Here is a 12,146-nt window from a genome sequence, read left to right on the forward strand (position 1 = left end):
GCCCGGGGGTTCCGGTCGCGCGGCGCTCGCACCTAGGGTGAAGGCGTGAGTCCCGCCAAGGACAGCGCCGAACTCCTCGAGATCGACGGTCGCGAGGTGCGCGTCAGCAACCCCGACAAGGTCGTGTTCCCCGAGCCCGGCCTCACCAAGCTCGACCTCGTGCGGTACTACCTGAGCGTCGCCGATGGGGCGCTTCGTGGCGTCGAGGGGCGTCCGATGGTGCTGAAGCGGTTCGTGAAGGGCATCTCGCAGGAGGCGTTCTTCCAGAAGCGCGCGCCCGAGAAGCGACCCGAGTGGATCGACACGGCCACGCTGCACTATGCGTCGGGCAACTCGGCCGAAGAGGTCGTGGTTCGGGATGCCGCGGCGCTCGCGTGGGTGGTGAACCTCGGCTGCATCGACCTCAACCCGCATCCGGTGCGCGCGGAGGACCTCGATCATCCCGATGAGCTCCGCGTCGACCTCGACCCCATGCCGGGCGTCGACTGGGGCCAGATCGTCGACGTGGCGATGGTGGTGCGCGAGGTGCTCGCCGACCACGGGCTCGTCGGCTGGCCCAAGACCTCGGGATCGCGCGGCATGCACATCTACGCCCGCATCGCGCCGCGCTGGACGTTCCGCGACGTGCGACTCGCCGCCGAGACCCTCGCGCGGGAGGTCGAGCTGCGCGCGCCCGGCCTCGCGACGGCGCGGTGGTGGAAGGAGGAGCGCGGCGAGAGCGTGTTCGTCGACTTCAACCAGAACGCCAAGGATCGCACGGTCGCGTCGGCGTATTCGATCCGCCCGCTGCCCGATGCGCGGGTCTCGACCCCGCTGGACTGGGACGAGGTGCGGGGCAGCCACCCCGAACGGTTCACCGTGCCGACGGTGCTGCAGCGGTTCGCGGAACGCGGCGATCCGGCGGCGGGCATCGACGACACGGTCGGCGGCCTCGACGGGCTGCTGCGGCTCGCCGAGGAGCTGGGTCCCGCGGAGAAGCCGCCGAAGTCGTCCGACGGCTCGGGGCGGCGGCAGTCGACGATGCCTCTCATCGAGGTCGCACGCACGAAGACGAAGCCCGAAGCCCTCGAGGCGCTCGAGCGGTGGAAGGCGAAGCATCCCGACGTGGTGCCGCTGCTGCAGCCCGCCGACGTGCTCGTGGACGGCATGCGCGGGTCGAGCTCGCTCTGGTACCGGATCCGCGTGAACCTCCAGCACGTGCCCGAAGCCCAGCGCCCGGCGCAGGCGGCCCTCGAGGCCGACTACGACCCGTGGGCGGGCAAGGAGTGGAATCGCCCGTGAGCGACCTCGGCCCCGTGGACCCCGGCCACGCCGGGGAGGCCGCCTGGTTGCGACGGTGGCGACTGCACCCCGACGGCGACGTCATGACGACCGCGTCGAGCACGCTCATGCCCGTGCGGACGATCGAGGGCGAACCGGCGATGCTGAAGCTCGCGCACACCGAGGAGGAGATCCGCGGCGCTCACGTCCTCGACGCCCTCGCCGGGCACGGCGCGGCACGCGTGCTCCAGCGGAGGGGCGAGGCGGTGCTCCTCGAGCGGGCGACCGGGCAGCGGGACCTCGTGCGCCTGGTCGAGAACGGCCGCGACAGCGAGGCCACTCGCATCATCTGCGACACCGCTGTGCGCATCCACGCGGCATCCGACGACGTGCTCGGCGCCGATCACCCGCCGGAGCTCCTCGACCTGCCCACCTGGTTCCGGCACCTGTTCGAACATGCCGACCGGCTCGGTCCGCTGCACCGTCGCGGCGCCGATCTGGCCGCCGCGCTCCTCGACGACGCGCGCAGCCCGGTCGTGCTGCACGGCGACCTCCACCACGGGAACGTGCTCGACTTCGGCGAGCGCGGCTGGCTCGCGATCGACCCCAAGGGGCTCATCGGCGAGGCCGCGTTCGACTACTGCAACCTGCTGTGCAACCCCTCGCACGACCGCGCGCTCGCGCCGGGCCGCCTCGAGCGGCAGCTCAGCGTGGTGGCGGCGTCGACCGGCGTGGAGCCCACCCGCCTCACGCACTGGCTCCTGGCGTGGTGCGCCCTCTCGTCGACGTGGTTCACCCTGGACGACGATCCGCGGCTCGCGGACTCCGCGGCGGCGATCGGCGAGCTCGCGCTGGAGCTGCTTCCGGCCTGACGGCCGGGCGTCATGGCGTAGCGCGATCGACCCGGAATACCGGGTAGTCCCCCGCCACCCGCTCGAAGTCCCGCAGCGGCGAGTTCCAGTGCACCTTCATGTGCGGACGCGCCCCGAGCGCGATGAGCAGGTAGCGGCGCAGGATGGGCGGGCGCTCCGGGACCGGGACCTCCGACAGCACGACCTCCTCACGCCGGCGGCGGATGATCGCCGCACGCCCGTCGGCCGCGTGGACGTTGCGCACCCAGCCCACGTCGGGACCGAGCATCGACACCACGTACCGGATGCCGCGGCGCCGCACCATCACGAGCGGCACGCGCCGCGTCGCCCCGCTCGTGCGCCCCCTCGTCTCGAGCACGATCGCGAACGGCGCGAGCCCGCGCTCGATGACACGCATGAATCGGCGCTGGATGCCGAGCGCCTCCTCGGTCGGTCGCCCGCCGGGGTAGCGCGAACGGGCTCGCTCGGAGAAGTCCACGTTGCCGATTCTGGCACGCCGCACAGGCGTCAGCGCGAGATCACGACGCGCGCGGAGCTCGCCCAGTCGCGCAGGAGATCATCGCGCACGGTGACGCCCGTGCCCGCGGCATCCGGCACCCGCAGCTGCCCGCGGTGCTCGCCCTCGCCGAGCACGAAGGGCTCCGTGAGGTCCTCGGCGAAATAGCGCGCCGACGCCGACGTGTCGCCCGGCAACGTGAACCCGGGCAACGCGGCGAGCGCCACGTTCGCCGCGCGGCCGACCCCGGTCTCGAGCATGCCGCCGCACCACACGGGCACGTCCCGTTCACGGCAGGCGTCGTGCACGCGCAGCGCCTCGAGGTAGCCGCCCATGCGGCCCGGCTTGATGTTCACGACGCTCGTCGCACCGCGGTCGATCGCGTCGATCGCGGTCGTGACGTCGAGGATCGACTCGTCGAGGCACACCGGTGTCACGCACGCCTCGGCGAGGCGCACGTGCGTGGCGATGTCCTCCTCGGCGAACGGCTGCTCGATGAGCAGGAGGTCGAACGCGTCGAGGCGCGCGAGCAGCGGGATGTCCTCGGCGGTGTACGCCGTGTTCGCGTCGACCTGCAGCATCCCGCGCGGTCCGATCTCCTCGCGCACGGCCCCGACCGGCACGAGGTCCCAGCCGGGCTTGATCTTCAGCTTGATGCGCCGGTAGCCCTCCTCGATGTAGCCCGCGACCTCGTCGAGGAGCTCCTCGACCGTCGGCGCGATGCCGACCGAGACGCCGCAGTCCACCCACTCGCGCTCCGCGCCGAACAGCTCGCCCATCGAGCGACCCTGCGCTCGCAGCTCGGCGTCGAGCACGGCCGCCTCGAGCGCGCCCTTCGCCATGCGGTGGCCGGCGACGAACGCGAGCGTCGAAGCCACGGACGCCGCGAGCGGCACGGATGCCCCCCGTGACCCGGGCCCCTCGGCCACCGTCGTGCCCGCGGCATCCGGTGCGCCGTGGTGGGTCGCCGCGTGACGGCCGTGCCTCCCGAGGAGCGCCGGTCCGAGGTAGCGCTCGATGACGGATGCCGCACCGTCGACGTACTCGCCCGAGTAGAACGGGTCGCGGCCGGCGACGCACTCCCCCCACCCGTCGCCCGCGTCGGTGACGACGTGCACGAGGAGCACCTCTCGTACCGTCTCCCGCCCGAAGGAGGTCTCGAACGGCCGCACGAGCGGCACGTCGAGGCGGTGCAGTTCGATGCGCTCGATGGTGGGGGTGGGGTCGCTCATCAGGCCTCCCGGTCGGGGTCGTCGCGTGTGAACACGTAGTCGCCGTTCGCGTCGAGCTCGACGCGGAGGCTCGGATCGGCCTCGAGCGACGCGAACGCCTCGCGGGAGGCCTCGCGCAGGCGCACGGCGACGTCGGGGTCCTCGGCGCGAACGTGCTCGTAGTCGGCGAGGAGCGCGAGACCGCCCTGGGCCCGCCAGTCGGGCAAGGGGCCCCGGGTGAGGGCCCGCGCCGTGCGTGGAGAGTCCATCCGCCAGCGCACCTCGAAGCGGTCGCTGCGGTCGGTGCCGCTGATCGCGTCGCGGAGCTCGCCGTAGAAGTCGGGCAGGAAGGCTACGACCTCGGCGCCGAGGCGAACGAGGTTGAGCCGCGCGTTGCGGCGGATCAACGGGTCGTAGGTCCAGCGCATCTCGTTGACACCGTGCGCGAGGCAGACCGCCCGCTGCCGGAGCTTCAGGGCGACCCCGACGCCGCGGCCCCGGGTCGCCGGGTCGACGGCGTTCATGTGCGAGTGCAGGTGGATGCCGCCCGACCAGCCGAGGAAGCCGAGAGTCGCGCCGAGGGGCGGCTCCGCGGCATCCGGCACATCGTCCACTGCGACGAGCAGGGTGTTGCCCGCGTGGTCGAGCGCCTGCAGCGTCGCACGGTCGGGCCCGCGTCCCGCGCCCCACGTGGTCTCGAAACGGGCGAGCACGCCGTCGAGCTCATCCGGTCGGGCCGGGCGGGTACGGATGCCGGCACGTGCGTCGGCGGCATCCGCCGTCGTCTCGGCGTCGGCCACGACCGTCGCAGGCACCAGGTTCGACGCGGCGGTCACGCGAGCCGATCCTCCAGGCCCCACGGCTGGCCGTAGCCGCCGTCGGCCTCTGGCCGGGCCATCAGGTCGAGGAACGGCGCGGCATCGAACGCCTCGGGCCCGAGCACCCCGCTGCCGGACCACACGCCCGTCGCGAGGAGCTCCAGGGCGATGACCGGGTTGAGTGCGGTCTGCCAGACCACGCACTGCGACTCGTACTCGGCCATCGTCCAGGCGTTGTCGGACACGTGGTACAGGTACACCTCGCGGGGCGTCCCGTCGGTGCCGGTGCCGGTGACCCACAGGCCTGCGCAGGTCTTGCCCGTCATGCGCGGCCCGATGGTGGCCGGGTCGGGCAGGGCCGCGGCGACCACGTCGCGGGGGGCGACCTCGGCCGGCCCGTTGGCGGAGCGCACGCGGATCGGAGTGGTCGAGTCCAGGCCGAGCAGGTGCAGCACCCGCAGCACGTTGATGAACTCCTCGCCGAGGCCGTACTTGAACGTCACCCGCTTCGCGTCGACCCACCGCGGCATCAGGAGCACTTCCTCGTGCTCCACGTTGACGCACTCGACCGGGCCGATTCCCTCGGGGAACTCGAACACCTCGGGCTCGCTGAACGGCGCAGTGGTGAACCAGCCCGCATCCTCCTCCCAGACGACGGGCGGGTTCAGGCACTCCTCGATGGTGGTCCAGATCGAGAAGCTCGGCGCGAAGATCTCGTTGCCGTCCTCGTCGGTGACGACGAGGTTCGCGCCGTCGCGTACGCCGAGCTCGTCGATCTCGGAGAACAGGTGGTCGGCGGCGTACCTGGCGAACACGTCGGACAGACCCGGCTCGACGCCCATGCCCACGAGCGCGAGCCTGCCGGCGGCCTGCCAGTCCGACGCCTGCGCGAACTGGTCGTCGCCGAGCTTGATCCCGGTGCGTTCGTAGGGGTGCGTCGGATGCGGCTCGGACAGGCTCATCGCCATGTCGACGTAGTCCGCTCCCGCGGCGAGTGCGCCCGCGAAGATCGACGGCACGAACTTCGGCTCCACCGCGTTCATCACGTGCGTGGCGCGGTGCTCACGGGCGACGGATGCCACGACGTCGGGATCGGACGCGTCGACCTGCGCCGTGGCGAAGCGGCCCGCGACGTCGTCGCCGTGCTTCGCGCGAATCCAGTCGACGGTGCGCCGCGCCCTTCCCTCGTCGTAGTCGCTCACCACGATCAGTTCGGCGAAGTCCCGGCGGGCCGTGATCTTGGCAATGGCATCTCCGACGCCTCCGGCGCCGACGAGGAGGATCCGCATGCCTCGACGCTATCGCGGCGGGACGTGACGAGTCGATGGGCGGCGGTACGGCCGTGCGCGGAAACCGAACGGAATGTCGGCCCGCGCCGGCGCGGCATCCGCTCACCGTCCCGTCGCGGGCGGCGCGGCATCCGCTCGCCCCTCCCATCACCGCCTTGGCGGCCGATGCAGGAACTTCTGACCGATCGTCGGCGTGTCGCGGCGCCCGTGGCGGCGCTGGTCGGCGTTTCTTCCTGCACTTCGCACCCGCGCCAGGCCTGAAACGGAGCGGGCAGCCGAGGGGTCAGCCCGTGATGGGCGGCAGCCCGCGATGCCGCCACACGATCTTGGCATCCGCGACGGTGCGGGCCACGGCGGCGAACGTCATCGGCCAGTCCTCGAGCACGTGCCGCGCACTCGGCCTGACGACCGGGATGCCGAAGACCTGCCCGACGAGCGTGCGATCTCGGTCGGCGAAGAACGCGTCGGACCCCGAATGGAATTCGCGGCCGTCGACTTCGAAGAGGACGCATCCGTCGATGACCCCGTCATACCTGCCGAATCCCGCGAGATCGACCTGAGGTTCGACGAGGAACCCGGCATCCGACATCCGCCGTACGAACAGGCTCTCCGCTCCCGACTCGGGCTTGCCGGTGAAGTCGTCCCTGAGGGCGGCGCACCGATTCGGGAGCGACGCCATCACCGTGTCCACCTCCCGTCGCGTGAGGACCCGCTCATGGAGTGCGGAGTCGATCGCCGCGCTCGCGTGCTCGGCGTCCATGCAGCGCACGGCCGCGGCGAGGGCCGTCTGTGGTGAGACGATCCAGTCGAGCGCACGTCGTGGCGCGAGCTCCCGTGCCCAGTGCACGCGCGGCGGGGCATCCGATGCGAGACGGACCGTTCGCGCCCGCCGCTTCCGATCCGGCACCAACGGATGCCACACGCCGGGGCTCGCAACCCCGGGGACCTGTGGCGACTGGCCGAGCCGAGCGGCGGTGCGCGGGACGTGGAGGTGGAGGGCGTCGTCGGTGCCGGCCCACACGCCGAGGCGACGGAGTGCCGACGAGCATCCGATGCGGGCGCCGGTGGCGATCGCGCGCAGCTGGTCCTGGTCGGCGAGCGGTGACGCGATCCAGCCGCGCCGCGGGCGCCTCACGAACCCAGCGGCGAGCGCCGCGTGCAGCGAGGCGTCAGGGATGCCGCGCGCTCGCAGCGACGCGACGCGTGCGACGTGCCCGAGCCGGGCGAGTTCACGAAGGAGATCGGGCATGGCGAGCATCCTCCGGCGCCGAGGCGCGGCCGTCGGGGACTGAGCGGCGGGCAGTGAAACCCCCCGTCGCATGCGGTCGTGGGAGGGCGAGTGGAAATGGCTCCCGAGGTACCGCAGGAACTTCCGTCGAGACACCGACGCGTCGCGGCGGCGACTCGCCGCGGAAGGGCGGAAGTTCCTGCATTGACAGGGCCGGGGAGGACCGGGAGGGACGGGAGGGACGGGAGGGACGGGAGGGACGGGAGGGACGGGAGGGACGGGAGGGACGGGAGGGACGGGAGGGAGGACGAGTGGAAATACTCCCGAGGTACTGCAGGAACTTCCGTCGAGATCCCGGCGTGTCGCGGGCGCGACCGGCAGGGGAAGGGCAGAAGTTCCTGCATAAGCAGGGACCGGGAGGGAGGCCCGTGACGGAGGCCCGGGTGGGACGGAGGCGCGGGAGTAGCGGAGGGGACCCGCGGCATCCGCTCAGCAGAACCCCGCGATGCCCTCCCAGGCCACGGCCGGGCTCTCGACGCCCTCGCGTTGGACCGCCGCCTCGATGAGCCCGTAGGGCCGGTCGGCCGCGAAGAACACCTCGTTCGGGTTGTCCAGTCCGAACGGAGTGAGGTCGACGACGAAGTGGTGCTTGTTCGGCATCGAGAACCGGATCTCGGCGATCTCGGGGTGTCGTTCGAGTACGCGGCGTCCCATGTCGAACAGGGTCGTCTGCAGCGCGGCGGAGTACTTCTCGGCGAACGCCTCGAGGAGCAGGGCGCGCACGCTCGCGTAGGCGGCGTCGTAGTCGACATCGGCGCGTGCGTAGCGCCACCTGGCGGCGACATCCGTGGCGAGCACGCGGTCGTGGGTCTCGGGGAGCGTCGTGTAGCGGTCCTTCGGGTAGCCCTCGAAGCCCGACTCGGTGGTCTTCAGCACCGTGAGGTCCTTGAGGCCGGCGATCACGTGGCGCGCGTCGCCATCGGCGACCACCACTGCGGTGCGCACCTCCTGCCCGCTGCGCACGAACGCATGGTCATGCTCGGCGTCGCCCACTCGGATGCGCTGCCAGGCGTACCGCTCCGCCTCCCACCGGCCGCCGCTCACCCAGTCGAACGAGCTCGTGAAGTGCTCGGCGAGGCGCAGCAGGAACGCCTCGGGCGTGCCGATCCCGTCGCGGGCGAACGCGAACATCGTGTTCTTCTGGGTGTCGGTGGCCACCACGTGGGAATTGTCGCCCTCGAGGTGCACCGCGGCGAAGTCGCCGCGCAGCTGGGACGTGACGTTGAGGTCGTCGATCTCATGACGTGCGGTGTCGCGCGTGACCTTCACGACGCGCACCTCGGCCTTGCCGTATTGGTTGGGGCCGAGGACGATGGCGGGCTCTGGCATGGCTCAACTCCCTCGATAGGTCGAACAGGCGATAGGGCTGAGCTCTTCACGCGACATCGCCCGGTCCACCCTCCGATTCTGCCCGCCGCAGCAGTCGTCCGCGCGGATCCGACCGGTCGATCGGGACGCCGGCGAGGTACGTCGCCCGCACGATCCCCGCGAGCTCGCGCCCGTCGTACGGCGTGATCGGATGCCGGTGCTCGAGCGCCGCGGCCTCCACCGTGAACCCGGCGTCGGGCGCGAACACGACGAGGTCGGCCGCGCGCCCCTCGGCGATCGCGCCCTTGGTCGCGAGTCCGACGCGCCGTGCGGGCGCGCCCGACATCCACTCGACGACTCGGGCGAGCGGGATGCCGCGGCGCCGCGCCTCGGTCCAGACGATCGGCAGTCCGAGCTGGAGCGACGCGATGCCGCCCCACGCCTCGGCGAAGTCGCCGTCGCCCGCGAGCTTCACCGCGGGCGACGCGGGCGAGTGGTCGGAGACGACGAAGTCGATCGTGCCCTCCTCGAGCCCGCGCCAGAGCGCGTCGCGATTCGCGGCCTCGCGGATCGGCGGGCAGCACTTGAACGCGGTCGCCCCCTGCGGCACCTCCTCCGCGGTGAGGGTCAGGTAGTGCGGGCAGGTCTCGACGCTGAGGCGCACTCCCTCGCGCTTGGCCTGCGCGATCGTGCCGAGCGCGTCGGCAGAGCTCAGGTGCAGGATGTGCGCTCGCGCCCCCGTTCGGGCGGCCGCCTCGATCACGGCGGCGATCGCGGCGTGCTCGGCCGCGCGCGGTCGCGAGGCGAGGAAGTCGGCGTAGGCGCGGCTGTGCGGGTGCGGCGCCGCATCGATGAGCGAAGCATCCTCGGCGTGCACGATGAGCAGCGAGTCGGTGCCGACGAGCGCCCGCATCGCCGCCTCCATCTCGACGGTGGTGACCGCGGGGAACTCCTCGACGCCGGAGTCCACGAGGAAGCACTTGAACCCGAAGACGCCCTCGTGGACGAGCAACCCGAGGTCGGCCTCGTTGCCCGGCACGAGTCCGCCCCAGAACCCCACGTCGACGAAGACGGCGCCGCGCGCCGCGCGCCGCTTGGCCTCGAGCGCCGCGACCGTGGTGGTGGGCGGGATGCTGTTGAGCGGCATGTCGACGATGGTGGTGACCCCGCCAGCGGCGGCGGCGCGCGTCGCCGACGCGAATCCCTCCCACTCGGTGCGCCCCGGCTCGTTCACGTGCACATGCGTGTCGACGAGGCCCGGGATGAGCACCTCGTCGTCGCCGAGCCGCACGTGGCGGGTGGCGGCGAGGCCCGCGCCGAGCGGAGCCACACGCCCGATGGCGCCCTCTCGCACGCCGACCTCGGCGGGCGCGAACGCGCTGCCGACGAGCACCCGCTCGCCCGCTACCACGAGGTCGAAGGGCCCGGATGCCGCGCCGGCCGCCCGCGGCATCCGCTCGCTCACCCCCATCGGCTCGCGGCTCGCCCGGTGGCCGGATCGGTGAGTCGGACCTGGCGGTTCACGTCCTTGTAGAGCAGGTAGCGGAACGGCCCGGGCCCACCGGCGTAGCACGCCTGCGGGCAGAACGCCCGGAGCCACATGAAGTCGCCCGCCTCGACCTCGACCCAGTCGCCGTTGAGGTGGTAGACCGCCTTCCCCTCGAGCACGAACAGCCCGTGCTCCATCACGTGGGTCTCGGCGAACGGAAGGACGCCGCCGGGCTGGAACGTCACGATGTTCACGTGCATGTCGTGCGCGAGGTCGTCGGGGTCGACGAAGCGCGTCGTCGCCCAGGCCCCGTTCGAGTCGGGCATCTCCTGTGGCGGGACCGCCTGGTCGCTCGTCACGAACGACGTCGTGGTGCGGCCCTCGAGCGGCTCGTACGCCTTGCGGATCCAGTGGAGGCTCGTGCGCTCGTCGCCCTCGTTGGCGAGCGACCACGAGGCGCCCGCGGCGAGGTACGCGTACCCGCCCGCTGCGAGCACGTGCCGCTCGCCCTCGAGCGTCAGGGTGAGCTCGCCCGCCGTGACGAACACGACCCCCTCGACGCCCTCCTCCTGCTCGGGCCGCTCGGCGCCCCCGCCCGGCCCGATCTCGACGAGGAGCTGGGCGAATGTCGTGGAGAACCCGGCGATCGGCCGCGCGAGGATCCACGAACGGGTGTTCGTGAAGCCGGGCACGTTGCTCGTCACGATGTCGCGCAGCACGCCCTTCGGGATGACCGTGTACGCCTCGGTCACGATCGCCCGGTCGGTGAGCAGCTCGGTCTGGGGCGGCAGGCCGCCCTGCGGGGTGTAGTAGCTCATGGGACCTCCTCGTCCGTGCGGCCTGCGCCGCGGCATCCGCTCAGCTCGTCGCGCGTCTCGGATGGGCGAGCGCGACGAGCGTCGGTTCGTCGAGGCCAGTGCCTTCCGCGACCTCGCCGGTGGAGAGCGCCCCGCACCGCACGCCGCGCAGCACGAAGCCCGCGAGTGCGCGGATCGTCGCCGGCTCGTCGAGCACGGCACCGGGCGTGCGATCGAGCGCGTCGCGGAGCCGGGCGGATGCCTCGGGCCAGCCCTCGCGGTAGAACGCGTACGTCGCGATGAAGCGAGTCGGCAGCTGGTGCGCGTGCAGGTCCCAGCCCTGCGGGAAGCCGCGCTCGAGCGAGCGCCGCACGAGCCGGGCGTGCAGCCGCCACGCCTCGGCCGTGCGTTCGCCGACGGGCAGGAGGTTCGTCGACCCGTCGGACAGGCGGATGCCGGTACCGGCGACCGCGACCTGCATGATCCCCTTCGCGAGGTCGGCCGCCGGATGCTCCAACGACTGGTACCGGGCGGCGATGCCGATCGCGGCGCTGTAGTCGTAGGTGCCGTAATGGAGACCGCTGATGCGGCCCGGCGCGGCGAGCGGCAGGCGCGCGACGGGCGCCGTGCCGTCGGCCCCCAGCACGACCTGCGGAGTCTCGACCTGCACCTCGAAGCGGAGCCTCCCGTCGGTCAGGCCGTGCGCGCGCTCGAGGGCGGCCACGGCATCTGCCATCGCCTCCACCTGGGCGACCGTCGACACCTTCGGCAGCGTGAGCGCGAGCCCGTCGGGGAGGCCACCATGCTCCATCAGCGTCGTCACGAACAGGTCGAGGGTGCGGATGCCGCGGGCCCGCGTCGCCACCTCGAGGCTCTTGATCCGGATGCCGATGAACGGCGGGGCGAACCCCGCGCCCGCCGCGGCGACGACCCGCTTGGCCGCACGCTCCGCATCGGCGTCCTCGACGTCGTCGCCCCGGTCGCCGTAGCCGTCCTCGAAGTCGATGCGCAGGTCCTCGATCGGCTCGCGTTCGAGCTTGGATCGCACCCCGGGTGCGACGGCCGCCGCGACCTCTTGGTCGAGGCTGACCGAGACCGCGACCGCCTCGACACCCCCGGCCGCGTCGACGGCGGTGAGCGCCGCGCGCCCCCACACGGTGGGCAGCTCGGGCGTGTACCGGTCGGCGGCCACGTAGACGGTGTGCACGGGCTGGCGCGACCCGTCGTCTCCCGGATAGGCCCGCGCGAGCAGCTCGTCGGTCGGCGTGAGACGGGCGTCGATCACGGCGAGGTCGGCGGCGGTGAGGGCGGTGCGCAC

The 12,146-nt window shown here is 72.4% G+C and carries 11 protein-coding genes; 2 read left to right on the plus strand and 9 right to left on the minus strand.

Annotated elements, in window-relative coordinates; all coding sequences use genetic code 11:
- Positions 1-45: 45 nt before the first annotated feature.
- Together ligD and ASG80_RS07955 are read left to right on the plus strand one after the other, a co-directional pair.
- Entirely contained in the window at positions 46-1,281 is a 1,236-nt protein-coding gene (ligD, locus tag ASG80_RS07950; RefSeq protein WP_056729646.1) for a non-homologous end-joining DNA ligase, read from the plus strand.
- Positions 1,278-2,132: an aminoglycoside phosphotransferase family protein gene (locus tag ASG80_RS07955; protein WP_235508238.1), complete on the plus strand. Its 855-nt coding sequence runs from the start codon at positions 1,278-1,280 to the stop codon at positions 2,130-2,132. Before ligD ends, ASG80_RS07955 begins: the two co-directional genes overlap by 4 nt.
- A gap of 10 nt (positions 2,133-2,142) precedes the next feature.
- On the opposite strand, the gene ASG80_RS07960 is transcribed toward ASG80_RS07955, so the two are convergent.
- The 9 genes from ASG80_RS07960 to ASG80_RS08000 form a co-directional block, all read right to left on the minus strand.
- A complete protein-coding gene (locus ASG80_RS07960) occupies positions 2,143-2,610 on the minus strand; it encodes a nitroreductase/quinone reductase family protein (RefSeq protein WP_156401720.1) in 468 nt (155 codons plus the stop codon).
- Between the two features lie 29 nt (positions 2,611-2,639).
- Positions 2,640-3,860, minus strand: coding sequence for an o-succinylbenzoate synthase (menC, locus tag ASG80_RS07965; protein ID WP_056729647.1), 1,221 nt, complete (start codon positions 3,858-3,860; stop codon positions 2,640-2,642).
- On the minus strand, positions 3,860-4,675 hold the full coding sequence (locus ASG80_RS07970) for a hypothetical protein (RefSeq protein WP_056729648.1): 816 nt from the start codon (positions 4,673-4,675) through the stop codon (positions 3,860-3,862). The genes menC and ASG80_RS07970 overlap by 1 nt, the downstream gene beginning before the upstream one ends.
- The gene (locus ASG80_RS07975; RefSeq protein ID WP_056729649.1) at positions 4,672-5,946 is read right to left on the minus strand and encodes a saccharopine dehydrogenase family protein; all 1,275 of its coding nucleotides are present in this window, start codon (positions 5,944-5,946) and stop codon (positions 4,672-4,674) included. The genes ASG80_RS07970 and ASG80_RS07975 overlap by 4 nt, the downstream gene beginning before the upstream one ends.
- A 283-nt stretch (positions 5,947-6,229) precedes the next feature.
- Positions 6,230-7,195 (minus strand): type IV toxin-antitoxin system AbiEi family antitoxin domain-containing protein, encoded by a 966-nt coding sequence (locus ASG80_RS07980; protein WP_056729650.1) that lies wholly within the window; start codon positions 7,193-7,195, stop codon positions 6,230-6,232.
- Between the two features lie 468 nt (positions 7,196-7,663).
- Positions 7,664-8,563 (minus strand): factor-independent urate hydroxylase, encoded by a 900-nt coding sequence (pucL, locus tag ASG80_RS07985; protein ID WP_056729651.1) that lies wholly within the window; start codon positions 8,561-8,563, stop codon positions 7,664-7,666.
- A gap of 46 nt (positions 8,564-8,609) precedes the next feature.
- Positions 8,610-10,013 (minus strand): allantoinase AllB, encoded by a 1,404-nt coding sequence (allB, locus tag ASG80_RS07990; protein ID WP_200952527.1) that lies wholly within the window; start codon positions 10,011-10,013, stop codon positions 8,610-8,612.
- Entirely contained in the window at positions 10,004-10,849 is an 846-nt protein-coding gene (locus ASG80_RS07995; RefSeq protein ID WP_056729652.1) for a bifunctional allantoicase/(S)-ureidoglycine aminohydrolase, read from the minus strand. Before ASG80_RS07995 ends, allB begins: the two co-directional genes overlap by 10 nt.
- A gap of 40 nt (positions 10,850-10,889) precedes the next feature.
- Positions 10,890-12,146, minus strand: a complete 1,257-nt coding sequence (locus tag ASG80_RS08000; protein ID WP_369816238.1) for an aldolase — start codon at positions 12,144-12,146, stop codon at positions 10,890-10,892.

Source organism: Agromyces sp. Soil535 (genome assembly GCF_001428255.1).
Taxonomy (GTDB): Bacteria; Actinomycetota; Actinomycetes; order Actinomycetales; family Microbacteriaceae; genus Agromyces.